The 25,785-nt window shown below is 52.7% G+C and carries 20 protein-coding genes, 7 tRNA genes, 1 rRNA gene and 3 pseudogenes; 28 read left to right on the forward strand and 3 right to left on the reverse strand.

What is annotated here, in order from left to right:
* Positions 1-78 precede the first annotated feature (78 nt).
* From rrf to B1A75_RS13820, 15 genes and pseudogenes are all read left to right on the forward strand, one after another.
* Positions 79-195, forward strand: a 5S ribosomal RNA gene (rrf, locus tag B1A75_RS13750).
* 9 nt (positions 196-204) lie between these two features.
* Positions 205-279, forward strand: a tRNA-Val gene (locus B1A75_RS13755).
* A gap of 4 nt (positions 280-283) precedes the next feature.
* Positions 284-355, forward strand: a tRNA-Ala gene (locus B1A75_RS13760).
* 6 nt (positions 356-361) lie between these two features.
* Positions 362-444 (forward strand) — tRNA-Leu (locus tag B1A75_RS13765).
* Between the two features lie 17 nt (positions 445-461).
* Positions 462-554 (forward strand) — tRNA-Ser (locus B1A75_RS13770).
* A 150-nt stretch (positions 555-704) separates the two neighbouring features.
* Positions 705-777 (forward strand) — tRNA-Thr (locus tag B1A75_RS13775).
* A 10-nt stretch (positions 778-787) separates the two neighbouring features.
* A tRNA-Tyr gene (locus tag B1A75_RS13780) sits at positions 788-869 on the forward strand.
* A 10-nt stretch (positions 870-879) separates the two neighbouring features.
* Positions 880-953, forward strand: a tRNA-Ile gene (locus tag B1A75_RS13785).
* A 217-nt stretch (positions 954-1,170) separates the two neighbouring features.
* The gene (locus B1A75_RS13790) at positions 1,171-1,470 is read left to right on the forward strand and encodes a phasin family protein (RefSeq protein ID WP_011231247.1); all 300 of its coding nucleotides are present in this window, start codon (positions 1,171-1,173) and stop codon (positions 1,468-1,470) included.
* Between the two features lie 51 nt (positions 1,471-1,521).
* Positions 1,522-3,198 carry an ABC1 kinase family protein gene (locus B1A75_RS13795; protein ID WP_074043630.1) on the forward strand — a complete coding sequence of 559 codons (1,677 nt, stop codon included), beginning with the start codon at positions 1,522-1,524 and terminating at the stop codon, positions 3,196-3,198.
* 97 nt (positions 3,199-3,295) lie between these two features.
* Positions 3,296-3,536 (forward strand): annotated as a pseudogene (gene tnpA / locus B1A75_RS13800) (IS200/IS605 family transposase); the annotation flags it as partial.
* Positions 3,537-3,589: 53 nt separating this feature from the next.
* A complete protein-coding gene (locus tag B1A75_RS13805) occupies positions 3,590-4,009 on the forward strand; it encodes a CoA-binding protein (RefSeq protein ID WP_074043629.1) in 420 nt (139 codons plus the stop codon).
* Positions 4,010-4,163: 154 nt separating this feature from the next.
* Positions 4,164-6,101, forward strand: a complete 1,938-nt coding sequence (gene parE / locus B1A75_RS13810) for a DNA topoisomerase IV subunit B (RefSeq protein WP_079936367.1) — start codon at positions 4,164-4,166, stop codon at positions 6,099-6,101.
* Between the two features lie 61 nt (positions 6,102-6,162).
* A complete protein-coding gene (gene parC, locus B1A75_RS13815) occupies positions 6,163-8,607 on the forward strand; it encodes a DNA topoisomerase IV subunit A (protein WP_074043627.1) in 2,445 nt (814 codons plus the stop codon).
* Entirely contained in the window at positions 8,604-8,948 is a 345-nt protein-coding gene (locus B1A75_RS13820) for a PilZ domain-containing protein (protein WP_074043626.1), read from the forward strand. Before parC ends, B1A75_RS13820 begins: the two co-directional genes overlap by 4 nt.
* 105 nt (positions 8,949-9,053) lie before the next feature.
* Here the strand turns inward: B1A75_RS13820 and B1A75_RS13825 are convergent, their stop codons facing one another.
* On the reverse strand, positions 9,054-9,785 hold the full coding sequence (locus B1A75_RS13825) for a MerR family transcriptional regulator (RefSeq protein WP_079936368.1): 732 nt from the start codon (positions 9,783-9,785) through the stop codon (positions 9,054-9,056).
* 293 nt (positions 9,786-10,078) lie between these two features.
* On the opposite strand from B1A75_RS13825, the gene treP reads away from it, so the two are divergent.
* From treP to B1A75_RS20340, 9 genes and pseudogenes are all read left to right on the forward strand, one after another.
* Entirely contained in the window at positions 10,079-11,494 is a 1,416-nt protein-coding gene (treP, locus tag B1A75_RS13830; protein WP_079936369.1) for a PTS system trehalose-specific EIIBC component, read from the forward strand.
* Between the two features lie 115 nt (positions 11,495-11,609).
* Positions 11,610-13,301 carry an alpha,alpha-phosphotrehalase gene (gene treC, locus B1A75_RS13835; RefSeq protein ID WP_074043623.1) on the forward strand — a complete coding sequence of 564 codons (1,692 nt, stop codon included), beginning with the start codon at positions 11,610-11,612 and terminating at the stop codon, positions 13,299-13,301.
* Between the two features lie 22 nt (positions 13,302-13,323).
* The gene (treR, locus tag B1A75_RS13840; RefSeq protein ID WP_079936370.1) at positions 13,324-14,037 is read left to right on the forward strand and encodes a trehalose operon repressor; all 714 of its coding nucleotides are present in this window, start codon (positions 13,324-13,326) and stop codon (positions 14,035-14,037) included.
* Positions 14,038-14,250: 213 nt separating this feature from the next.
* Positions 14,251-15,663 (forward strand): Na+/H+ antiporter NhaC family protein, encoded by a 1,413-nt coding sequence (locus B1A75_RS13845; RefSeq protein ID WP_079936371.1) that lies wholly within the window; start codon positions 14,251-14,253, stop codon positions 15,661-15,663.
* Between the two features lie 427 nt (positions 15,664-16,090).
* The gene (locus B1A75_RS13850; RefSeq protein ID WP_074043620.1) at positions 16,091-16,540 is read left to right on the forward strand and encodes an acyl-CoA thioesterase; all 450 of its coding nucleotides are present in this window, start codon (positions 16,091-16,093) and stop codon (positions 16,538-16,540) included.
* A 142-nt stretch (positions 16,541-16,682) separates the two neighbouring features.
* Positions 16,683-18,182, forward strand: a complete 1,500-nt coding sequence (locus B1A75_RS13855; protein WP_079936372.1) for an aminotransferase class V-fold PLP-dependent enzyme — start codon at positions 16,683-16,685, stop codon at positions 18,180-18,182.
* A 128-nt stretch (positions 18,183-18,310) separates the two neighbouring features.
* Positions 18,311-19,489: an acyl-CoA dehydrogenase family protein gene (locus tag B1A75_RS13860; RefSeq protein WP_079936373.1), complete on the forward strand. Its 1,179-nt coding sequence runs from the start codon at positions 18,311-18,313 to the stop codon at positions 19,487-19,489.
* Between the two features lie 199 nt (positions 19,490-19,688).
* Positions 19,689-19,868, forward strand: a pseudogene (locus B1A75_RS20795) (transposase); the annotation flags it as partial.
* A 24-nt stretch (positions 19,869-19,892) separates the two neighbouring features.
* Positions 19,893-20,108, forward strand: a pseudogene (locus tag B1A75_RS20340) (transposase); the annotation flags it as partial.
* Positions 20,109-20,236: 128 nt separating this feature from the next.
* Here the strand turns inward: B1A75_RS20340 and speE are convergent.
* Together speE and nsrR are read right to left on the reverse strand one after the other, a co-directional pair.
* Complete coding sequence (gene speE / locus B1A75_RS13870) at positions 20,237-21,112, reverse strand: polyamine aminopropyltransferase (RefSeq protein ID WP_047757889.1); 876 nt, start codon at positions 21,110-21,112, stop codon at positions 20,237-20,239.
* Positions 21,113-21,409: 297 nt separating this feature from the next.
* On the reverse strand, positions 21,410-21,853 hold the full coding sequence (gene nsrR / locus B1A75_RS13880) for a nitric oxide-sensing transcriptional repressor NsrR (protein ID WP_021321618.1): 444 nt from the start codon (positions 21,851-21,853) through the stop codon (positions 21,410-21,412).
* 170 nt (positions 21,854-22,023) lie between these two features.
* Between nsrR and hmpA the strand changes: the two genes are divergently transcribed.
* The 4 genes from hmpA (at position 22,024) to B1A75_RS13900 (ending at position 25,778) form a co-directional block, all read left to right on the forward strand.
* Positions 22,024-23,259, forward strand: coding sequence for an NO-inducible flavohemoprotein (gene hmpA, locus B1A75_RS13885; protein WP_074043617.1), 1,236 nt, complete (start codon positions 22,024-22,026; stop codon positions 23,257-23,259).
* A 130-nt stretch (positions 23,260-23,389) separates the two neighbouring features.
* Complete coding sequence (gene purU / locus B1A75_RS13890; protein WP_074043616.1) at positions 23,390-24,292, forward strand: formyltetrahydrofolate deformylase; 903 nt, start codon at positions 23,390-23,392, stop codon at positions 24,290-24,292.
* A 109-nt stretch (positions 24,293-24,401) separates the two neighbouring features.
* Positions 24,402-24,776 (forward strand): replication termination protein, encoded by a 375-nt coding sequence (locus B1A75_RS13895; protein ID WP_079936375.1) that lies wholly within the window; start codon positions 24,402-24,404, stop codon positions 24,774-24,776.
* Between the two features lie 159 nt (positions 24,777-24,935).
* Entirely contained in the window at positions 24,936-25,778 is an 843-nt protein-coding gene (locus B1A75_RS13900; protein WP_483299637.1) for an ATP-binding protein, read from the forward strand.
* The last annotated feature ends 7 nt before the right edge of the window (positions 25,779-25,785 follow it).

The following is a 25,785-nucleotide window of genomic DNA, read 5'->3' on the forward strand; positions in this document are numbered from 1 at the left end:
CTGAAAGAACTGAAATAAAAGATACAAAAAAACTTGACAAACTTTTGGATTGCTTTATAATAAAAATCGTCGCCATTGCCTAGTGGTGATAGCGGAGGGGAAACACCCGTTCCCATCCCGAACACGGAAGTTAAGCCCTCCAGCGCCGATGGTAGTTGGGGCCAGCGCCCCTGCAAGAGTAGGTCGCTGCTAGGCAAACAACGTGGAGTATTAGCTCAGCGGGAGAGCACCACGTTGACAGCGTGGGGGTCACTGGTTCGATCCCAGTATACTCCACCATCATGGGGCGTTAGTTCAGGGGGAGAACGCTTCGCTGGCAGCGAAGAGGTCAGGGGTTCAAATCCCCTACGCTCCATTGTATGCGGTCGTGGCGGAATGGCAGACGCGCTAGGTTGAGGGCCTAGTGGGGGCAACCCCGTGGAGGTTCAAGTCCTCTCGACCGCATCGCTCCAAACAGCTACGGAGGAGTACCCAAGTCTGGCTGAAGGGGTCGGTTTCGAAAACCGATAGGGGTGTCACAGCCCGCGGGGGTTCGAATCCCTCCTCCTCCGCCATAAATATTGATTTAGCTCAATTGGTAGAGACGAGCATAAGCATCATCGAATCCGCTGCGAGTTGCCTCGACGCATCCCGCTTCTTCGAATCAGCTTGTAGAGGAAGAGGCACAGAGCTCAACAATGAGCCACCTTCTTAATTCATCTTATGCCGACTTAGCTCAATTGGTAGAGCAACTGAATCGTAATCAGTAGGTTGCGGGTTCGAGTCCTGCAGTCGGCATCACGATTACGGAGGGGTAGCGAAGTGGCTAAACGCGGCGGACTGTAAATCCGCTCCCTTTGGGTTCGGCGGTTCGAATCCGTCCCCCTCCACTTTATGAGCGGGCCTATAGCTCAGCTGGTCAGAGCGCACGCCTGATAAGCGTGAGGTCGGTGGTTCAAGTCCACTTAGGCCCATCTCTATGACGGCAAGAGTGATTCTTGCCGTCTTTTTTGTGCGCTTGTGACCGGGTTGCATCGAAAACATGAAGGAGTTCCTGTGAATCGTTGTCCAACGATAGCATGCCGCATCGGCCTGTCTCCTAGTACAAAAGAGCTGCCGTCTGGCTCGACATGGATCACCAAAGAATGGTACAATAAGGAAAACAGAATGGTACAAGGAGGCTACAAACGAATGAGCATTTTGAAAAAAGGATTGGCATTCGGGCTGGGACTGGCGATTGCAAGCAAAGAACAAGTGGAAAAGATCATTGACGAGCTTGTCAAAAAAGGGGAATTGTCGCTTGACGAATCGAAGGAAGTGATCGATCAATGGAAGCAGCAGACCGAAGCGCGGAAAACGGAAGTGCAGCGGCTTGTACGCGAGCAAATCAAGCAGGTGATCGATAAACTTGACTTGGCGACGAAAGAAGACGTGCGGCAACTCGAGGAGCGAATCCGCCGTCTTGAAGAAAAGGAACAAAGCGGGCAGTAAACCGATGCGGCCTGTCCGCTCGCTTTTTGCCGCCTTAGGAGAGATGTCCCGATGATCGGAAAACGGATGCGCCATATCGGAAGGTATCACGAAATCGCCGTCTCCTTGCTTCGGCACGGATTCGGGATGATCGTCGATGAGCTCGGCTTTTCGGCTTTTCTTTCTTTGCCGCCGCGATGGAGAGCGGAGCAAGGGAAAAAGGAAGGAAAAACGGTTGGGGAGCGGCTCCGCCTTGTGCTCGAGGAGCTCGGCCCGACGTTCGTGAAGCTCGGGCAAATTGCCAGCACACGGCCGGATTTGATTCCCGCTCCGATCATCAGCGAGCTCGAAAAACTGCAAGACCAAGTTCCGCCGTTTCCGTTTGCCGACGTTCGCCGGACGGTGGAAACAGAACTTGGGGGCTCGCTTGAAACCTTGTTTCGTTCATTTGACGAAACGCCGCTCGCTGCCGCTTCACTCGGACAAGTGCACCGGGCGGTTCTTCCTTCCGGACAAGCCGTGGCGGTGAAAGTGCAGCGTCCGCACATCGCTGCGCGGGTGGAGACGGATCTGGAAATTTTGCAAGATTTGGCCGTGCTGGCGGAACGTCGTCTCGATTGGGCGGCAACCTACCAATTGTCTGAGATTGTCGATGAACTGGCGCGTTCATTACGGCAGGAGCTGGATTATACAGTCGAGGCGCGCCATGCGGAACGGTTTGCACAGCAGTTTGCCGGTGATTCGTCGGTGTATGTCCCGAAGGTGTTTTGGGATTATACGACGAAAACAGTGCTCACGATGGAATATGTCGAAGGAATGAAACTTGGGGAGCTCGAGCGGCTGAAAGCGAACGGCCACTCCTTAAAAACGATCGCCGAGCGTTTGGCTGAAGCAACCTTTAAACAAATGTTTGAGCATGGATTTTTTCATGGCGACCCTCATCCTGGCAATGTATTTGTTCTCCACGATGGAACGCTTTCCTTCATTGACTTTGGCTTGATGGGCCGCCTTCGACCTCATGTCAAACATCATCTTTCTTCACTCATCATCGCCTTAATGCGGCAAAACACGGATGGGGTGTTGGGTGCGATTTACGGTTTAGGGATTGTCCCTGACGGGGTCGATGAAGGAAAATTGCGCGATGATATTGACGAGTTGCGGGAGAAATACTACCGCGTCCCGCTCGGTGAGATCAGTCTTGGGGAAGCCGTCGAGGATTTGCTTTCGGTGGCATTTCGCCATGGCATTCGCATCCCAAGCGATTTGACGCTGTTAGGGAAAGCGCTGTTGACGGTCGAAGGGGTCGTGGAGACGCTTGACCCGCAGTTTCGCATCATGGACGTTGCCGAACCGTTTGGGAGAAAGCTGATGAAAGAGCGTCTTCGGCCTGATCGCGTGGCAGAAACAGCGTGGAAGCGGATTTTTGATTATGGTGAATGGCTGCTCCGACTGCCGGAGGGCGTAAAGGAATGGACGAAAATGATGCGGCATGGCAAGCTTCGATTGGAAATCACGGCTCCTGATTTGGAAGCGCTGCTGCAGAAGCTCGATCAGATTACGAACCGGCTGTCGTTTAGCATCGTTCTTCTTTCGCTGAGCATCGTCCTCGTCGGCCTGATGATCGCTTCATCGCTCGGTCGGCCGTCGACGTTGCTGTGGAATATTCCTGCTGTTGAAATCGGATTGGGTGCGTCCGCTTTTCTATTCGGTTGGCTGCTTTACTCGATTTTTCGTTCGGGAAAATTTTAGCTTTTGTTGCACCATGATTTCGCCGCGTTCGGATTCACCGAGGGCGACCAAACGCCATGGCATGTTTGTTGGCGGGCCAGAGTTCGATTCGGTATAAATTCCGCTATTTTTGAATGGTCTCCCTTCTAATTCTCCATCAGATTATGATGGCAAAAGTGAAAGGAGTGACCTGCAGACGATTAAGACAAGAATTTCAGCACTTGTCTCATCTGTTGAGTCTTTGGACACGCTCTTTCTTTGTGAGTACAGCGGGGACGGTGTCCAGTGAAACCATCAAACGCTATGTGGAATCTCAAAAGAAAAGATTTTCCGTTCCATTCAGAAGGATTTTTCTTTGACAATCGCGAAACTAGTACAGCAAAAAGGAGAATAAAGGAAGGAGAGAACCCGGATGTCCATTGTCAACCCGAGCCGGGAGGAAATCGGCGAGATTTTGCGCAAGGCGAAACGGATTGCCGTCGTTGGATTGTCCAACAATCCGGAGCGCGAGTCGTATATGGTGGCGAAAGCGATGAAAGACGCTGGATACGAAATCATTCCGGTCAATCCGATGATCGATGAGTGGGAAGGCATTCCGGCGGTTGATAAACTAACCGATATCGAAGGCCATGTTGACATCGTCGATGTGTTCCGCCGCTCCGAGCATTTGCCCGAGCTGGCCCGCGAGTTTGTGCAAATCGATGCCGACGTGTTTTGGGCGCAGCTTGGCGTCGTCAATGAGGAGGCGTATCGCTTTTTGAAAGAAAAAGGCTACACGGTCATTATGGATCGCTGCATTAAAGTGGAACATGCGCTCACCAAGCGTGCTTAATCCATGAAACGGCCATCTTGTTCGAGATGGTCCTTTCGTTTTTTTGTCGCACTTGTCCGAATTTGTCGGGGGATGTCAAAAGGCAATGGACAGTCGGGAAGTTTATGGTACAATAGAAACAGGTGTTCTTGTTTTTGTAGGAAGGGGTGGCCTTGTGGCAAAGCGAGCGATATACGAATATAACGAAGATGCCATTCAAGTGTTGGAAGGACTTGAGGCCGTCAGGAAGCGGCCGGGGATGTACATTGGCAGCACCGACAGCCGCGGCTTGCATCATCTTGTCTACGAAATTGTTGACAATTCGGTCGATGAAGCGTTGGCCGGATACGGAAACTACATTTTAGTGCAAATACATAAAGACAACAGCATCACGGTTTTGGATGAGGGGCGCGGCATGCCGGTCGGGATGCATAAGCTCGGCAAGCCGACGCCGGAAGTCATTTTGACCGTGCTTCATGCCGGCGGCAAATTCGGCCAAGGCGGCTATAAAACGAGCGGCGGTCTGCACGGAGTCGGGGCGTCGGTTGTCAACGCCTTATCAGAATGGCTGGTCGTCACGATTCATCGAGATGGCTTCATTTACCGGCAGCGGTTTGAGCATGGAGGCAAACCGGTGACGACACTCGAAAAAATTGGAACGACGAACAAAACCGGGACGATCATCCAGTTTAAGCCGGACCCAACGATTTTCAGCACGACGGTCTTCGATTATGAAACATTGAGTGAACGGCTGCGCGAATCGGCGTTTTTGCTGAAAGGGTTGAAAATTGAACTCGTTGACGAACGGACCGGCATGCGGGAGGTGTTCTACTACGAAAACGGAATTGAAGCGTTTGTCGCCTATTTGAATGAGGAGAAAGATGTGCTCCACCCGGTCGTTTATTTTGCTGGCGAGCAAAACGGCATTGAAGTCGAGTTTGCGTTCCAGTTTCATGACGGTTATTCGGAAAACGTGCTGTCGTTTGTCAACAACGTGCGCACAAAAGACGGGGGCACGCATGAGGCGGGTGCGAAAACGGCGATGACGCGCGTTTTTAACGAATACGCCCGCCGTGTCGGTTTGCTCAAGGAAAAAGATAAAAATTTGGAAGGAACCGATATTCGCGAAGGGTTGTCCGCGGTCGTTTCGGTGCGCATCCCAGAGCACTTGCTGCAGTTTGAAGGGCAGACGAAAGGAAAGCTCGGAACGAGCGAAGCGCGTTCGGCCGTCGATGCGGTGGTGTCCGAGCAGCTCATGTACTTTCTGCAAGAAAACCCGGACGTAAGCGCGATGCTCATTAAGAAAGCGATCCGGGCCTATCAGGCGCGTGAAGCAGCCCGCAAAGCGCGCGAAGAAGCGAGAAGCGGCAAAAAGCGGAAAGGGAAAGAGGCGCTCTTAAGCGGCAAGCTGACGCCGGCGCAAGGGCGCAATCCGCAAAAAAATGAGCTCTATCTCGTTGAAGGCGATTCGGCGGGCGGCTCGGCGAAACAAGGGCGCGACCGTCGATTCCAGGCGGTGCTTCCGCTGCGCGGAAAAGTCATCAACACGGAAAAGGCGAAACTTGGCGATATTTTGAAAAACGAGGAAATCAATACGATCATCCACGCCATCGGCGGCGGCGTCGGGGCTGATTTTTCGCTCGATGATGTCAACTACGACAAAGTGATCATTATGACCGATGCCGACACGGACGGCGCCCATATTCAAGTGCTGCTTTTGACGTTTTTTTACCGCTACATGCGTCCGCTGATTGAAGCGGGAAAAGTGTACATCGCCTTGCCGCCGCTTTACAAAATCAGCAAAAAAAGCGGCAAAAACGAAATCGTCGAATATGCCTGGACGGACGAGCAGCTAAAAGAAATTACGAAAAAAATGGGCCGCGGCTATACGGTTCAGCGCTATAAAGGGCTCGGCGAAATGAACGCCGATCAATTATGGGAAACGACGATGAACCCGGAGACGCGCACGTTGATCCGCGTGCGCATTGAAGATGCGGCCCGCGCCGAACGGAGGGTGACGACGCTCATGGGCGACAAAGTCGAGCCGCGCCGCAAATGGATCGAAACGCACGTCGCCTTCGGACTCGAAGAGGAACCGGGATGGATTGGTTGATGGCGGCACGAAGAGGCGCCGCCTTTTTGGTGTTCATGTCCTGTAAGAAAGGAGAGAGATCATGGCAGAGCGATTGTTGGAATTGCCTTTAGAAGATGTGTTGGGCGACCGCTTTGGCCGCTACAGCAAATACATTATCCAAGACCGGGCGCTCCCGGATGCGCGCGACGGGTTGAAGCCCGTGCAGCGCCGTATTTTATATGCGATGCACATGGACGGCAACACGGCTGACAAACCGTTTCGCAAGGCGGCGAAAACGGTTGGAAACGTGATCGGCAACTTTCATCCGCACGGCGACTCATCGGTGTATGAAGCGATGGTGCGGATGAGCCAAGATTGGAAGCTGCGCAACGTGCTTGTGGAGATGCACGGCAACAACGGCAGCATCGACGGCGACCCGCCGGCGGCGATGCGCTACACGGAAGCGCGCCTGTCGGCGATTGCCGCCGAATTGCTTCGCGATATTGACAAAGAAACGGTTCCGTTTGTGCCGAACTTTGACGATACGACTGATGAGCCGACCGTCCTGCCGGCGATGTTTCCGAATTTGTTGGTGAACGGCTCGACCGGGATTTCGGCCGGCTATGCGACCGACATTCCGCCGCATGCGCTTGGCGAGGTGATCGACGCCGTCTTGATGCGGATCGACCGGCCGGATTGCACTGTTGACGAGCTGATGACGGTTCTTCCTGGCCCCGATTTTCCGACCGGCGGCATCATCCAAGGGAAAGACGGCATCCGCAAGGCGTATGAGACCGGCCGCGGGAAAATCATCATCCGCGCCAAAGCCGCCATCGAGCAGGGAAAAGGCGGGAAAAAGCACATTGTCATCACGGAACTGCCGTATGAAGTGAACAAAGCGAATTTAGTGAAAAAAATTGACGAGCTTCGCCTCGACAAAAAGCTCGACGGCATCGCCGATGTGCGCGATGAAACGGACCGGAACGGGCTGTCGATCGTCATCGAATTGAAAAAAGACGCCGATGCGGAAGCGATTCTCAACTACTTGTACAAAAACACGGATTTGCAAGTGCCGTACAGCTTCAACATGGTGGCGATCCATGAGCGCCGGCCGAAGCTGATGAGCTTGCCAGAGCTGTTGGATGCCTACATCGCCCACCGGAAAGAGGTCGTCACCAACCGCTCGCATTTTGAGCTGAAAAAAGCGAATGAGCGGAAGCACATCGTCGACGGCTTGATTCGGGCGCTTTCCATTTTGGATGAGGTGATTGCGACGATTCGGGCTTCAAGCGACAAGCGCGACGCTAAAGAACGGCTGATGGCTCATTACGGATTCACCGAAGCGCAGGCTGAGGCGATCGTGACGCTCCAGCTGTATCGGTTGACGAACACCGACATCACGGCGCTGCGTCAAGAAGCGGAAGAACTGGATCAAGCGATTGCGGAACTTACGGCGATTCTCGCAGATGAAAAGAAGCTGCTTGGCGTCATCAAAAAAGAGCTGAAGGCGATGAAAAAGCAATATGCCGATGAGCGGCGGACGGTGATTGAAGAGGAGATTGAAGAGCTGAAAGTGAAGGTGGAGGCGCTCATTCCGGCGGAAGATGTGATCGTCACCGTGACAAAAGAAGGATATGTGAAGCGGACGAGCTATCGTTCATACAGCGCCTCAAACGGTCAAGACATGGGCATGAAGGAAACGGATCGGCTGCTCGCCCAGCTCGAGATGAATACGACCGATGTGCTCTTGCTTTTCACCCGCCGCGGCTACTATTTATACTGCCCGGTGCATACGCTCCCTGACATCCGTTGGAAAGAGGTCGGCCAGCACATTTCCCATCTCATTCCGCTTGAACGCGACGATGAACTCGTCGCCGCTGTTCCAGTCTCTTCCTTTGACACCGGGGAGCAGCTCATCTTTGTGACGAAACAAGGGCTCGTAAAGCGAACGGAGCTCGCTCAATACCAAGTGCAGCGCTACACCCGCCCGCTTGTGGCCGTCAATGTGAAAGAGGATGATGACGTCATCGCCGTCTACGCGACGGATGGATGCGGCCATCTTTGGCTTGCGACGCATGATGGACATGGGCTCTTGTTTGCCGAAGAGGAGATCAGCCTTGTTGGCGTGCGCGCGGCTGGCGTGAAAGGGATTCAATTGAAGGAAGGGGACTTTGTCGCCGCTGCGTGCCCCGTTCGCCTAGAAGAGGGGGGCTCGTTCGTCGTCGTGACGCAGCGCGGAGCGGTGAAAAAAGTGGCGATGAGCGAGTTTGAGCCGTCCTCACGGGCGAAGCGCGGCGTTGTGATTGTGCGCGAAGTGAAGTCCAATCCGCACCGAGTTGTCGGCGCCGTCTTTGTCAGCAACGATGAGGAAATGGTCGGATTGCGGACGGAAAAAGGGGTGGTCGAGACGATCGAAGCCGCTTCCCTTCGTCTCTCCGACCGCTACAGCACGGGTTCGTTTGTCGTTGACACTGACGAAGCCGGGCCGGTGGTTGACGTCTGGAAAGAGCCGGCGAAGCTGCTTGGAAAAGGGGAAGAAGGATGAGGTTTAAACGTCAAGAACCGTTCCGGTATCAGTTTGGTCGGCCGCTTCCGGCCGAACTGCGCATAGCCGATGGCGAGCGCAGCGTCTACATTCACGATCTAAGTCCGCACGGGATGAAAATCGAAACGGAAGGCCGCCTTCCCTTTTCAACAGGGGGAACGCCGGTTGACATCTCGTTTTGGCTAAACGCTGCCCCCTTTACGCTGCGGGGGCAGCTCGTCTGGGAAAGACCGTTTGTCCACGCCTACTATTATGGCGTCCGCCTCCATGTCACCAAACAAGAAGAAGCGCACTTGATCGAAGCCATCAAACGACATGCGGCCGAGAGCCGCCGAATATGACGCAAAAAGGGGGCCCGCGTTTTGGCGGGGCCCTTTTTTGATTTTTGAAGGAGATATGGCGCATCCAAAACGGGTGCCCTTGTCACGTTGCTGCCAAGATCGTCTTCACCAAAACTTCCACCATTTATTTGCCCGTGTTCGAGCAGCGCTGGTGCTGGCAGCGGTTTGCCGAAACGACAACACGAGCTCGCGAAACGCTTTTTCCCGTTCTAAAATGCGCAGTTCGAGCTGTTTTCGCTCCTCTTCCTGTCTTACTTTTTCCTCTTGACAGAACGCGACGACCGTTTCCAAATGTTCATGCAGCTGTTCCGTTTTTTGCTGCCATGCGTCCTCGTAATCGCGGAGCGAACGGCGCACCGTTTCGGCAGCTGCCGTCGTTTGCTCCTCGATGTAGTCGAGGCGGCCTTTCACCTCATCCATCGCTTGCCGGACCGTGGCTGTCGTTTCCTGTTTCAAGGCGTCGACGATATCGTCTTTTAAGCGGGCCACTAACTGTTCAGCTATGTATGGCATCCCTTGATGCAGCAGGCGGGGCACATCGATGATTTCCCCTTCCATGACGGCTGTTTCCACTTGAGCGGCTGTCTCGTTGGCTCGCTCTGCCGGTTGTCCGTCCATTTGCCTGATCATTTCAGCCACTTCGCGCGGATGGCGGCCGTCCTCAAGCCAAGTACGGATATGGCGAAACCGGTCGATCAGCTCGTCGGTGTACATGCGTGCCCCCTCGGTTGTGCGTGGGACGGCAATCGATCCGGCGAACTGCTTTTCCCATTGTTTCAAATCGCGGGCAGTGACCCCGATTTTTTTCGCTGCTTCGCGGAGTGTATATGTTTTCATCGCATTCCCTCATCCTTTCTCGTCTTTTGGCATTGATTTGCGTTATGTTTTATTTTCCTACTCGGTCGTTGATTTTCCTGCCGCTTGACAAAACATAACAAAAGAAGTGGAAGTTAGCAAAAAAACAACAACTATTGTCGAAAAATGAAGAAGGTCATCGAAAGATGTTGACAAACTTGTATATACAAGATAAAATTAATTCAGGTTGTATATACAAGTTTATTTGCAACCGGTTGCTGAAAGCGATTTAACGCTATAGCGGTCGTTAAGGAAAGAAAAGGGAGGCGTTCATCATGGGGGCATACCAACAAGCAGCCGCGCAAATCGTTGAAGCCATCGGCGGCAAAGAAAACATCGTCGCCGCCACGCATTGTGTGACGCGGCTTCGGTTTGCGCTCAAAGAGGAAGGAAAAGTCAATAAGGAAGCGCTTGAGCGCATCGATGTCGTCAAAGGGTCGTTTTCGGCAAACGGCCAGTTCCAAGTCGTCATCGGCCAAGGGCTTGTCGATAAAGTGTATGACGACCTTGTCGAGCTGACGGGCATTGGCCGGGCGACAAAGCAGGAGATTAAAGACGCTGCGGAAGCGAAGCTCAATCCGCTGCAACGCGCGATTAAGACGCTGGCTGATATTTTCATTCCAATCTTGCCGGCGATCGTGACGGCCGGTTTGTTAATGGGTATTAACAACGTCTTGACAGGCCCAGGCATTTTTTACGAAGGGAAATCGTTTGTCGAGGTGCACAAAGAATGGGCCGATTTGGCGAACATGATCAACTTGATCGCCAATACGGCGTTCGTCTTCCTGCCCGGTTTGATCGGATGGTCGGCGGTGACGAAATTTGGGGGCAGTCCGCTCTTAGGGATTGTCCTTGGTTTGATGCTCGTCCACCCAGATTTGCTCAACGCTTGGGGCTGGGGAGCGGCGAAAGAAAAAGGAGAGATTCCGGTTTGGAACTTGTTCGGCTTTGAAGTGCAAAAAGTCGGCTACCAAGGGCAAGTGCTGCCGGTGCTGGTGGCTTCCTACGTGTTGGCGAAGCTGGAGCTGTTTTTGCGCAAGCGCATTCCGGATGCGTTTCAGCTGTTGCTTGTCGCGCCGCTTGCGTTGCTCATTACGGGCTTTTTGGCGTTCATCGCCATCGGGCCGGTCACATTTGCGATCGGCAATGCCATTACCCACTTGTTTGTCACGATTTTTGACACGGTTCCGGCTCTTGGAGGATTGTTGTATGGAGCGCTGTATGCGCCGCTTGTCGTCACCGGGATGCACCATACGTTCTTGCCGGTTGACTTGCAGCTGATTGCCAATACCGGCGGCACATTCTTATGGCCGATTTTGGTCATGTCAAACATCGCCCAAGGTTCGGCAGCGTTGGCGATGATGTTTGTCACGAAAGAGGAAAAGCTGCGCGGTTTGTCGTTTACGTCGGCTGTTTCCGCGTATTTAGGCATCACGGAACCGGCGATGTTCGGGGTCAACTTGCGCTTTCGCTTCCCGTTTATCGCAGCGATGACAGGGGCGGCAATCGCCGGCATGTTCATCACGATCAATAAAGTGATGGCCCCGTCGATCGGCGTCGGCGGCCTGCCGGGTTTCTTGTCGATCGTGCCGCAAAAGTGGACGCCGTTCTTTATCGGCATGGCGATTGCGATTGCGGTGCCGTTTGCGCTGACGTTTGTCTTTGGGAAAGTGCGTAAAGCCGCCCGCTAATGATTGCCGTGTGTTGAAGCAAGAGAACGATGTGCGAAATCATCAATTTACCACCATACCATTGGCCGCCGATGCCAATGGTATGTTTTTATCCCGACGAACGAGGTGAAGAGAGATGTCAACAACCCCTTGGTGGAAAAAAGCGGTCGTTTATCAAATTTATCCGAAAAGCTTCTACGACACGAATGGAGACGGCATCGGCGATTTGCCGGGCGTGATCGAGAAGCTCGATTATTTACAAAAACTGGGCGTCGATGTCATTTGGCTGACGCCGATCTACGCGTCGCCGCAGCGCGACAACGGTTATGACATCAGCGATTATTTCCGCATCCATCACGAATACGGAACGATGGACGATTTTGACCGTCTGCTTCACGAAGTGCATGCGCGCGGCATGAAGCTGGTGATGGACATGGTCGTCAACCATACCTCAACCGACCATGAATGGTTTCAGCAGGCGCGCTCCTCGAAGACGAACCCATACCGCTCGTTTTACATTTGGCGCGACCCGAAGCCGGACGGCGGAGCGCCGAACAATTGGCAGTCGAAATTCGGCGGCTCGGCGTGGGAATACGACGAACAAACCGGCCAATATTACTTGCATTTGTTCGATGTGACACAAGCGGACTTGAACTGGGAAAACGAAGAGCTGCGCCGCCGCATTTATGACATGATGCATTTTTGGCTCAAAAAAGGAGTGGACGGCTTTCGGCTTGACGTCATCAACTTGTTGTCAAAAGACCAGCGCTTCCCGGATGACGATGGTTCGGTGCCGCCGGGGGACGGGCGCCGCTTTTATACGGACGGACCGCGCATTCATGAGTTTTTGCAAGAGATGAACCGCGAAGTGTTTTCGAAATATGACGTCATGACGGTCGGGGAAATGTCGTCGACGACGATCGATCATTGCATCCGCTACACGAACCCGAAACACCGTGAGCTGAATATGACGTTTAACTTTCACCACTTGAAGGTCGATTACCCGAACGGAGAAAAATGGGCAGTCGCCCCATTTGATTTCCTTGCCTTAAAACGCATTTTGTCCGAATGGCAAGTCCGGATGTATGAAGGTGGGGGCTGGAATGCGCTCTTTTGGTGCAACCACGATCAGCCGCGCATCGTGTCGCGCTATGGCGATGACGGGGCATATTGGAAAGAATCAGCAAAAATGCTGGCGACGACGATCCATTTGATGCAAGGGACGCCCTATATTTACCAAGGCGAAGAAATCGGCATGACGGACCCGAAATTCACCGATATTCGCGACTACCGCGACGTTGAGTCGCTCAACATGTACCGGATTTTGCGAGAACAAGGCAAAAGCGAGCGGGAAGTGCTTGAGATTTTGCAGCGAAAATCGCGCGACAATTCACGCACGCCGATGCAATGGGACGACAGCCCGCATGCCGGTTTCACGTCCGGGACGCCGTGGATTCGCGTCGCCGACAACTACCGGCGCATTAACGTGAAACAGGCGCTCGCCGACCGCGACTCGATTTTCTACCACTATAAGCGGCTCATTGAGTTGCGCAAACAGTATGATCTCATTACGACCGGGCGCTATGAGCTGCTGCTTGCGGACGATCCGTATATTTTCGCCTATATGCGTCATGGCGATGGGGAAAAACTGCTTGTTGTCAACAATTTTTATCCAGTCGAAACGACGTTCACGCTGCCGAAAGAAGCGGGAGCCGATGGCTATACGGGAGAACTGCTGCTTGCCAATTATTCGGACGCGCCGGCCGATTTTCGCCGCATGCAACTGCGCCCATACGAATCGGTTGTTTATCTTTTGCGCCGGCCGTGATACAATACAAGCGGTGATTCTTATGCATGAAAACAAATATTTAACCATTTACCATGATCTCATTTCCCGCATCCGCCGCGGAGAATGGAAGGCGTACGACAAGCTGCCATCGGAACATGAGCTCGCCGACCGATATGAGACGTCGCGCGAGACGATTCGCAAAGCGCTCCATTTGTTGTCCGAGCACGGCTATATCCAAAAAATGAAAGGAAAAGGATCTATCGTCCTTGACGTCGGCAAATATGACTTTCCCGTATCCGGATTGGTCAGCTTTAAAGAACTGGCGCAGACGATGAAGCAGCCGGTGCGGACGATCGTGCATGAACTGGCGATCATCAAGCCGGATCGCGAGCTCAGGCAGCATCTGCGCGCCTCAAGCAAAGACGAAGTGTGGAAAGTCGTGCGCGTCCGTGAAATCGGCGGAGAGCGGATTATTTTGGATAAAGACTTTTTTCTGAAAAAGCATGTGCCGCTATTGACCAAAGAGATTTGCGAAGACTCGATTTATGAATATTTGGAAACGAAGCTGCATTTGCCGATCAGCTTTGCGAAAAAAGAAATATCGGTCGACGAAGCGACGGACGAAGACCGGCGCTATTTGGATTTGCATGGCGATGACCGCGTCGTTGTCGTCAAAAACTACGTGTATTTAAGCGATGCTACGCTGTTTCAATATACGGAATCGCGGCATCGGCTTGATAAGTTTCGTTTCGTTGATTTTGCCCGTCGGAAATGACAACGCCTTCTGTGCCCCAGGTTGTTTGGGAGCCAGCCCGGGGCGGATGGAAGTGTGGGCCACGCTGCAAACTGCAGCGCGGCTTTTTTGTTTGCGCGGGCAACATAAATTTTATAAGTAAAACTATGTTCTAAATCATCAATGAAAATCATAAAAAAACTACATTATGGCTATCCTTCTTGGTAACAACATCATCGCAAAGGAGGCGCCGACGTGGAAGGAACATGGTGGTCGCTGTTGCCTTTTCTGCTCATCATTCCGTTGGCGGTATGGCTGAAAGAAATTTTGCCCGGCCTCGTGGCCGGATTGCTCGTCGGAGCGTTTTGCCTTGAGTGGTCGGCTGTCGGCGCGATTGAGCGCGCTGTTTCCGCTGTTCTTCACGCCCTGACCGATCCGGAGCATATGAAGGTGGCCGCGTTTTTGTATTTGTTCGGTTCGCTTGTCGGCATGATGCAAATTACCGGCGGGATCAAAGGGTTTGTCGAGAGACTTTCCGGCCGCATCCGCTCGAAGCGGGGGATTTTGTTGTTCGTTTGGCTGACGGTGCCGGTGACGTTTTTTATGCCGATGTTTCGCATTATGCTCCTTGGACCAGTGATGAAAGCGGTCCTTCGCCAGTTTCGCATCGACCGCCGCCGCATGGCGTACATGATCGACGTCTCGACCGAGCCGATCATCGTGCTTTTGCCAGCGGCGACAGCGTTCGTCGGCTTTATGACTTCTGTTGTCGCCGCGGCGCTGGCGCAAAACGACATTCACGAATCGCCGTATGACGTGTTTTTGCGCAGCCTGCCGTACAACTTGTTTGCGATTGTCGCTCTGGCCGTCGGGGTGTTGACGACGATGTTGAACATCCGGATCGGCAAACCGCGGGCGAAAAAAGGAGAAGGGGAAACGAATACACTGCACGGGCTCGGATTGCGCAAGGAGCTGGCGCTGATCAACGGGGAGCCGTTGCACTTGTTTGTCCCGCTGGCGCTGTTAATCGCGCTGACGTTTGCCTTTTTCGTGTACGACGGGAGGAAACGCGGGGCAGAGAATTGGTGGGAGGCGTTTTCCGCGGCCGATGCGACATGGGCGATGCTGTTGGCGCTGTTTGTGACCATCCTTTTGTCGATGATGTTTTATTTGTGGCGCCGACAATCGCTCTCAGAGTTGACGTACCACTTTTTTGCCGGAGGAAACGAGCTGATGGCGCCGATCGGCATGCTCGTTCTCGTATGGGCGGTCTCGGCGGTGGCGGGGGAACTCGGATTTGCGGAGTACGTGTCGTCGACGTTCGGCACATGGCTGCCGGGGGCATTCGTGCCAGCGGCCGTGTTTTTGGTCGGATCGTTTTTATCATACTTTATCGGTTCTTCATGGGGAACGTGGGGCATTTTGATGCCGCTTGGCGTCACGCTTTCCCATGCGACCGGGGCGCCGCTCGAGGTGACAGTCGGCGCCGTGTTTGCGAGCGGGACGTTTGGCGCCTTTGCTTCGCCGCTTGGTGATACGACGATCACGACCGCAGCCATTATGGATATGGACTTGATGAGCTATGCGAAATACAAATTGCGCCTCTCTCTCCTTTGCGCCGGCGTGTCGCTCGTTGGATACGTTCTTTTGCCGCTTTGGGCCGGTTGACCGCAGACGCCCCGTCTGCCCTCGCCGGGCTTTTTTTATCTACCCTGAAAATGTCAAAACTATATAGGTTCCAATAAAGAATTTCCAATTGTTCGTTACCATTTGCACTTCGATACATGCGGATGCAATCTAATGTGTCAGGCAATCGGCGAAGTGTAAACCAAAAATTCAACTTAATTGAAAGAGATTTTCATCCTTTCGCGGCGACGTACTGGATTCGTCACAACATTTTATATCACAAACAATGTTCTAAATAATCAATAATCCAAAACAAAACAATTGCATATCCAAACCAATCGGAGTATGATAAAAACAACATACTGACTAGTTGGTAGCTACAAATCAAACTTGCTCCCGCCCAATGCTCACCCAAACGAATATTGTGGGCGAAAGGGGCAAAAAAAAGGCAAGAAAGGAAGAGGGAGAAATGAAGACGCACATCATTACCGTCAACCCACGCTTTTGTGAAACTGATGCGCTCGGACATTTAAGCAACATTAGCTATTTTATTTATTTAGAAGAAGCGCGCACCCGCCTGTTTGATGAATTGCGTTACGGCGGGCGAACGGACGACTGGCATTTTATTTTAGCTTCCACCAAGTGCGATTTTATCAACCAAGGATTCTTCGGACGACGATTGCGCGTGGAAACCAATGTCTCCCGGATCGGCAATAAAAGCTTTCAATGCATTCATCGCATCATGGAAGAGGAAACAGGAAGACTGATCGCCATCGGAGAGGCAGCGGTCGTCCATTTCAATTTCCAAACCCAAACGAGCGAACCGTTGCCTGATGACTTGCGGACCATGCTTGCCGAATACCTTGTGCCGTCCGTGGGGGAAACGATTTCGCCGTTATCGTGCAAAAAAAGGGAGTAAAAAAGGGAGTAAAAAAGGGAGTGGAATATCATCCGCCTGTACGGCGGATTTTTCATTTTCAACTTTCCCACGTTTTTTGGACCGAACCACCGAAGGCGACATACTTTGTAAATAGACGAAATGGCGGAAAGGGGGAATAAACATGGCCATTCACGCTGTGATCGGCAATGCGGTGTATACATGCCGCGGGGAGCTTGAGACGTATTTTCAGCCGTTTCGCGATGGAACGATCGGCCGCTTTCATCCGTTTTCTACGCCGTTTGGTGAACAGCGGCTTATTTACGCCGACTGGACGGCAAGCGGGCGGCTGTACCGGCCGATTGAAGAGAAGCTGACGCATGAGCTCGGTCCATTTGTCGGCAACACGCATACGGAATCGAATGTGACCGGAACGAAAACGACGCTTGCCTATCGCTATGCAAAAGAAATCATCAAACAGCACGTTCATGCCGGGAAAAACGACGTCTTGATCATGCAAGGCGCCGGGACCACAAGCGCCGTCAACAAGCTGCAGCGTCTGCTTGGCTTGCGCGTACCGGAACGGTGGAAGCACCGCTTGTCCCTTCATGATGAGGAGCGGCCAGTCGTCTTTGTCACCCATATGGAGCACCATTCGAATTTATTGCCATGGGTGGAAACCATCGCGGAAGTCGTGGCGGTCCGGCCGACAGAGAACGGGGATGTCGATCTTGACCATTTGCGCGAGCTGCTGGAGCGCTACCGAGATCGGCCGCAAAAAATCGGTGCATTTACTGCTTGCTCGAACGTCACGGGGTTGGAAACCCCATATCATAAGCTGGCGAAAATCATGCACGAGCATGGCGGCCTTTGCTTTGTTGATTTTGCTGCTTCCGCTCCGTACGTCCGCATCGATATGCATCCGGACGACCCAATGGAGCAGCTTGATGCCATTTATTTCTCCCCCCATAAGTTTCTCGGCGGGCCAGGCAGCGCCGGCGTGCTTCTCTTTAACAGCCGTCTTTATCATCAGCACGCTCCGGATCACCCCGGCGGCGGGACGGTGTATTGGACCGACCCGTGGGGGAACTATGAATACATCCAAGCCATTGAAGAACGCGAAGATGGCGGAACACCGCCGTTTTGGCAAACCATCAAGGCAGCGTTGGCCATCCAGCTGAAAGAGCAAATGAACGTAAAACAGATGCGCGCCCGCGAAAAGGAACTTGTTTCCCTTCTTTTGCCGGCGTTGAAAAGCACTCCCGGCGTCCGCGTGCTTGAAGGACATCGGGACGACCGTCTTGGCATCATCTCATTTGTCATAGATGGATTGCATTACAACCTTGTTGTCAAACTGCTGAATGATCGCTTCGGCATTCAAGCGCGCGGCGGCTGTTCCTGCGCCGGACCATACGGCCACTATTTGCTTGGCATCGACAAGGAACAATCCGCTGTGTTGCTTCAAGAAGTCAAAAACGGCAATCCTCTCGCCAAACCAGGATGGGTGCGTCTGTCGCTCCATCCTATGATGACGAACGAGGAAGTGTATGCCATCATCCACGCCATCAGCCAAATCGCCCGCTATGGCCGCCGCTGGCAGGAAGAATATGAATACGACGCGACGAAAAATGAGTTCGTTCACCGCAACGATGATCGGTACATCCGGCACTTCTTTCTCTTTTAAGCTCCCGTCTATTCGCTTCACCGGCTGGCTGAGAGCAGAGACAGCCATGTTTCGGTGCGTTTTTGTTTTCAGTCCTAGCCAGAACTCGGTACAATAAAGGCATCTTGACCAAAAGAAGGGGAGAACCGATGAACGAATTGTACCATTTGCTTGTGCGGACCGATCGGGAGCAACAATTGTACAACCAAGCGCGTCGCCTTGCGGAACGATTTGTCCAACGGGCAGCGCATGATGACGAACAGGCAACGTTTCCATTTGCCGATTTTGCCGATTTAAAAGAGGCTGGATTCCTTTCCTTGACCGTCCCGACTGAATACGGCGGCCAAGGGGCGTCGCTTTATGAGCTCGTGCTCGTGCAAGAAACGATCGCCCAAGGCTCTGGGGCAACCGCCTTGGCGTTCGGCTGGCATGCAAGCATTCTCATGCGTTTATTTTTGCTTCGCCGCTGGCCGGAATCGGTGCTCACTCATTTGGCGAAAGAAGTCGTTTGCCGCCACGCGCTCATCAACAGCGCCCACTCTGAACGGACAACTGGCAGCCCGGCGCGCGGCGGTAAACCGGAAACGACGGCCGTCTTTCGCCATGGCCGCTGGGTGCTTCGGGGGCGAAAGACATTTGCATCGTTAGCCCCTGCGCTCGATTACGTATTGATTTCCGCCACGATGGAAGACGGTCGGGTCGGTGAATTTCTCGTGCCGATGTCTGCTTCAGGCATCCGCATCGAGCCGACGTGGAACACGCTTGGCATGCGGGCGACGCGCAGCGATGATCTTGTTCTTGAAGAAGTCGAAGTCGACCAAGAGGCGCTCGTAGAGACGCTTGGAGAAGCGAACGAAGCCGCTCCGGCGCAAGGATGGCTGTTGCACGTGCCGGCTTGTTACTTAGGCATCGCCATTGCGGCGCGCAATGAGGCGCTTCGCTTTGCGCAGACGTACCAGCCTAATACCCTGCCTCACCCAATCGCCCTAACACCCGAAGTGCAGCGGAAAATCGCTGAAATGGAATGGCGCCTCACCCATGCGCGCCATTTCCTGTACGTGGTCGCCGACTTATGGGATCGCTATCCGGAAAAACGGATGGCGATGAAAGAGGAGTTGGCAACAGCCAAATTGGTCGCCACCAATACCGCGCTTGAAGTCGTCGATTGGGCGATGCGCATTGTCGGCGGACAAAGCTTGTTTGCTGACAACCCGCTCCAGCGGCATTACCGTGACGTCCGCGCTGGATTGCACAACCCACCTGCTGACGACTTGACGCTTCAATGGCTTGCTAAGCGGGCATTGTCTCACAACCCACCTGCTCCATAAAACAGAACGGATTCAAGCAACACGAAAAAGGGGCTGACCCAAAACGCGAATGCGTTTTGGGATCAGCCCCCACTTTTTTGCCCCAAATATAGAAGAATCGCCCTTTTTTCTGGTAGAATAGAGTCACCGAAACCACTACCACCGAAAGAAGGGCGATTCTTTTATGAAACATGATCATATTTCCTTTAAAGAGTATACCATGGACAACCTCTCTTTGCCAAGCAACATCGCCGATCTCATTCCGCGGGATAACATGGCCCACGTGGTTCATGAGATGGTTGAACGCATCCCCATGGAGACGTTTCTCCCTTACTACAAAGGAGGGGGCACCTCCGCCTATCATCCGAAAATGATGACCAAAATTCTCCTTTACGCTTACACCCATGAACAAAAACAGAAAGCCCGCGAACGGCTGGAGAGTGAAGAAGGGCAAGCCCGATACCGCCAACGCAAAACCGACATTGAGAGTGTGTTTGGGCAAATCAAACAAAATCGCGGGTTTCGTCGCTTTGTCCTGCGAGGCCTCCAAAAAGTTTCCATCGAATGGGGGCTGATTTGTGCTGCCCACAATCTTCTCAAAAAAGCCGCTAGGGACAAGCAATTGTCCTTGGTGGCGTAAATCAGGGGGGTGAACAGAGTCGGAATTTTCTTCCGTTTGGTAAAATATACAAAAACCAAAGAGGGCTGACTCCAAAAGTCCGCTTTTTGGCGGACTTTTGGGTCAGCCCCTTTTTTGATGCCAAGCGGTTATTCCACCTCAAGCGCCGAACGCAAAAATGCCGGCAAAGCGAAACATTGGCGAAAGATCCCATCGTTCACATATTTCGTGTCATTTGGAATGGTAGTCTGCACCGGAAAATCGAGCGGCCGTTTCGAGCCGATCGTAAAGCTCCACAGTCCGCCTGGATACGTCGGCACCACGGCGGTGTACACAAGCACATGCGGGAACAGTTCGCGAATATTGCGGTACGTCCGCTTCAAAATATCCAAGTGGAAAATCGGCGACTGGCTTTGGCAGACCATCAGCCCGTCTGCTTTCAACGCGCGATGGACGTTGGCGTAAAACTCCGGTGAAAACAAGGCTTCCGCTGGGCCGACTGGGTCGGACGAGTCGATCATAATGACGTCGTAGACGTTTTCTTTCTCTTGCACAAACACGACGCCATCATCATAAACAAACCGCACGCGCGGATCCGATAAGTTGCCGGAGACGGCTGGCAAATGCTCTTTGCACGCCCGGACGACTTTTTCGTCGATTTCCACCATGTCGATGGCTTCAAGATGAGCGTATTTCGCCGTCTCACGAGCTGCGCCGCAGTCGCCGCCGCCGATGATGAGCACCCGCTTCGCTTCCGGATGAAACTGCAGCGGCACGTGCGAAATCATTTCGTTATAAATATGGCCGTCAATCGAGGTCGTTTGCACGACGCCATCGAGTACGAGCATGCGGCCGAAATCGTACGAATCCAAAATCATCACATGCTGGTACTCGGACGGCTCGGCAAAAATCACCTCTTTGATTCGATAGCTGATTTTTAAGTTGTCGCGATCATCTTCGGTGAGCCAGAGCTCTCCATTGTCCATATGCAAGTAAGGTGGCAAAGCGTTTCCTTCGTGTTTCATTGTAACCTCCTTTAGTCATACAGATGTTTTCACACCTTTCTAATCTTAATATATTCTTCGTCTTGTGGCAAACAAAGGGGATGTGATCGGCCGGTGCCGGACGTATTCATCCCGCGCCCATGTTTGACGACTGGTTTCGTTTTTCCAACTGATTATCGTTCTTGCGCCACATCCCGCGCAAAGGCCGCCCATCGGTTTCGCATCATCCCGCGTCTTCCTTCCGTAGAGCGATGCTTAGTGATCGTGTGCCTGCCAAACGCCAAAAAACTCTCCAGCTTATAGCCAGAGAGTTTTTTCTCAACCGCGCCTCTCTTTCAATAAAGAACGAAGTGACGCTCGGTCTTCAAGCAAATCGGCGAGCGTATACGCATCCAACACCCGCAAAAACGCTTCTAACGCCTCGTGAAGTGCGAAGCGGAGCCGACATACCGGCGTTAAGACGCACTCATTGCCGTGAGCGGCAAAACACTCGACAAGCGACAAGTTTTCCTCCGTTTCGCGAACAACCGCGCCGATGGCAATCTCCTCGGGGCGTTTCGCAAGGCGGATTCCACCATTGCGCCCACGGATCGTTTCAATGTAGCCGAGTTTGCCAAGCTCATGGACGATTTTGCTTAAATGATGCTCTGAAATGGAAAAGGCAGCGGCAATGTCTTTGATGTTTGTTTTTTCTTCTTCATCAAGCGCGCCTAAAAACAAGAGAACGCGCAAGGCGTATTCCGTATAGTTCGTCAACTGCATCGTGATTCACAACCTTTAAGGACATTCTTGATCCCATTGTACCACACCTGATTCGAACGGAGAATTGTGAACAATTTATTAAAGATGTATTTGAAATATTGTTTTTTTACAGTGCTTATGGTTGAATAAAAGATGTATTAAAAATACATGTTTTACAAGGGGATGAAATCATGACAACGACAACGAAATTGCATCCAAAAACGATTGAAATCGTGAAATCAACGGTGCCTGTCCTGGAAACACATGGCGAACAAATTACAAAGCGGTTTTATGAACTCATGTTTTCCAACCATCCGGAGCTGCTCAATATTTTCAACCACGCCAACCAAAAGCAAGGGAGGCAGCAACGTGCCTTGGCCGCAGCCGTGTATGCGGCAGCGCGCTATATCGACCAGCTTGATGCTATTTTGCCGGTTGTGCGGCAAATCGGCCATAAACACCGCAGCTTAGGAATCAAACCAGAACAATACCCGATCGTCGGAAAGCATTTGTTGCTGGCGATCAAAGACGTGCTCGGCGACGCCGCCACCGACGAAGTGATCACGGCTTGGGCGGAAGCATATGAAGCCATTGCGTCCGTTTTCATTCAAGTGGAAAAAGAGCTCTACGATGAGGCAGCGGCCAAACACGGAGGCTGGCGTGATTTCCGCCGCTTTGTCATCGCGAAAAAGGTGAAAGAAAGCGATGTCATCACTTCGTTCTATTTGAAGCCGGAAGACGGCAAGGCCATCAGTGATTATTTGCCGGGTCAATACGTGAGCGTTAAACTGTCGATTCCGGGCGAGACGTATACGCATATTCGTCAATACAGCTTATCGGATGCTCCTGGAAAAGGGTATTACCGCATCAGCGTCAAACGGGAAGCAGCTACAGCGGACAAGCCGGCCGGCATTGTTTCCAACTATTTGCATGATCATGTCCAAGAGGGCGATGTGCTTGAATTAAGCGCTCCAGCTGGTGAGTTTACGCTTGATTTATCCAAAACGACGCCGGTTGTGTTCATCAGCGGCGGCGTCGGCATCACACCGCTGTTAAGCATGGCACACACGTTGGCCATCCAACAGCCGAACCGTCCGGCCACGTTCATCCATGCCGCCATCAACAGCCGCGTGCACGCGTTTGACGAGGAGCTTCGGATGTTAGCGGAACGCCCGTCATTTTCTTATCATATTTGTTATGAGTCGCCGTCCGACGAGGACCGCCGCCATCCTCATTTTGGCAAAGAAGGGCGGATTGACCTTGCATGGATGCAATCCGTGATCCCTACGAAAGACGCAGACTTTCACTTCTGCGGCCCGGTGCCGTTTATGAAAACCGTCTATCGCGCCCTCCAACAATGGGGTGTGCCAGAGGAGCACATCCATTACGAATTTTTCGGTCCGGCCGGCGATTTGACGAAAGACTGAGAGAAGCTTTTCGCCTCTAGGCATCTTCCATAAACAAGGGAGATGCCTTTTGTTATCTTCCCTGTTGGCAAGTTCATTAATTTTTTGTATGATGAATTGCAAGAAAAGCAAGAAAAGGGAGAGACAACGCATGACGACATTTCGCCAACATCGCTGGCAATCATTTTTGCAAGGTTACGAGCAGCGCGCTCGAATCCTTATTTCCTGCCCAGATCGCCCGGGCATCGTCGCGGCGGTGACGTCGTTTCTGTACGAACAAGGGGCGAATATCGTCGAATCGAGCCAATACTCGACCGATCCTGAGGGAGGGACGTTTTTTCTCCGCTTGGAGTTCGACTGCCCGAACATCGCCGAGCGAAAAGAAGAGATCGAAGCGGCATTTGCCCCGATCGCTGCTGAATTTGAGATGCGTTGGCAGCTTCGGCTGCACAACGACATTCGGCGAATCGCGATTTTTGTCTCCAAAGCCGAGCATTGTCTGCTTGAACTTCTTTGGCAATGGCAGGCGGGAGAGCTGATCGCCGACATCACCCTTGTCATCAGCAACCACCCCGACTTGCGCGAGACGGTCGAGTCATTTGGCATCCCGTATGTGCATATTCCGGTGACGAAAGAAACGAAAGCGGACGCCGAAGCCGAACAAATCCGTCTGCTTCGTGACTATCAGATCGACACCATCGTGCTTGCCCGCTACATGCAAATTTTGTCGCCGGCGTTTGTCGCTGAATTCCCGGGACGGATCATCAATATCCACCACTCATTTTTGCCCGCCTTTATTGGCGCGCGTCCGTATGAGCGGGCGTATGAGCGCGGCGTCAAATTGATCGGCGCCACATCGCACTACGTCACCGACGATTTGGATGAAGGGCCGATCATTGAGCAGGACGTCGCCCGCGTGGACCACCGCCACCATCCGGACGACTTAAAGCGGATCGGCCGACTGATTGAAAAAACGGTGCTCGCCCGGGCGCTTCGGTGGCATTTGGAAGACCGGGTCATCATCCACGGAAACAAAACGATCGTGTTTTATTGAAACCAAGCGGGAGAGGATTTTTCCTTTCCCGCATGGTATAATGAAGACAAGCAGGATTTCGCCGCCCAAAGAGCGAAATTTCATCCGTAGGGAAGGAGGGAAAAAGCCTATGGGAGAAAAACGGACGCCCAGCGGTTTTCTGTTAAAACAACGTGCGTTTTTAAAATTGTATTTGATTACGCTCACCGAACAGGAGCGGCTCTACGGGCTGAAGCTGCTTGATGTATTGCGCCAAGAGTTCAAGCCGTTCGGCTACCGGCCGAACCACTCCGAAGTGTATAAGGCGCTGCACGATTTGATCGAAGACGGCATTTTAAAACAAGTGAAACAGAAAAAAGAGGGAATGAAGTACCAAGAAGTCGTCTACTATCGGTTCGCCGAGGGCGGGCGGGAAAAGGCGAAGCTGTACAAACGCCAGCTCAAGGCGGAGCTTGATCGGTGCGCGGCGCTCATTCGCAAGGCGATTGAGGACAACTTCGGTTGAGAGCGCCTCGTTTTTTCTTTGTTATATTTACATAATATATTTATGGTTTAGTTCTTTTGTTTTGCGTCCCGCCGGGCGATCTAGTAGAATGAGAGGGGAAGATCGCCACAGAGAGGAAGTCAGAAGATGGGAACATGGCCGTTGACGGTCACGAAAGAAATGGAAAAGCGAAAAGAACTGTTCCGCCGCGATCCGGATCGCGCGTTGATTGGAGCGGGCGGGTACAAGGCGGCAGATGAGGCGATCGTGCACGATGCCGCCATTGCGCTCGCGCTTGGGAAAAACGTGCTCTTAAAAGGCCCGACCGGATCAGGAAAAACGCGGCTTGCTGAAACGTTGTCCGCTTTGTTTGGTCAACCGATGCACAGCATCAACTGTTCCGTGGACTTGGACGCCGAAGCATTGCTCGGTTTTAAGACGATCGTGCACAAAAACAGCCAGGCGGTGATCGAGTACGTGCCCGGACCAGTCATCCAGGCGATGACAAAAGGGCATTTGCTATACATTGACGAAATTAATATGGCGAAACCAGAGACGCTGCCGATTTTAAACAGCGTCCTTGACTACCGGCGGCGGCTCACGAATCCGCTCACCGGCGATGTCGTGCAGGCGAAACCAACATTTGGCGTCATCGCCGCGATCAATGAAGGCTATATTGGCACCGTACCGCTCAATGAGGCGCTCAAAAACCGGTTTGTCGTCATCAATGTGCCGTATGTGCAAGGAGAAACATTAAAATCGGTATTGTTGGCGCAAACTACATTAACGGATGAAACGTTGATCGATCGTTTCGTCGCCTTGTCGGCTGATCTGCTTGTGCAGGTGCGAAACGGACAAATCGCCGAGGAAGCGGCTTCGGTGCGCGCTTTGTTGGATGCGTGCGATTTGGCGGCGTACATGCCGCCATTGCGGGCCATTGAACGAAGCATCGTCGATAAGCTCGACGATGAACGGGAACGGGCCGCAGTGCGCAACATCGCTGAAACGTGGTTTGACGAATAGGAGGCGG

Origin of the sequence: Geobacillus sp. LEMMY01 (assembly GCF_002042905.1) — a bacterium.
Classification (GTDB): Bacteria; Bacillota; Bacilli; order Bacillales; family Anoxybacillaceae; genus Geobacillus; species Geobacillus proteiniphilus.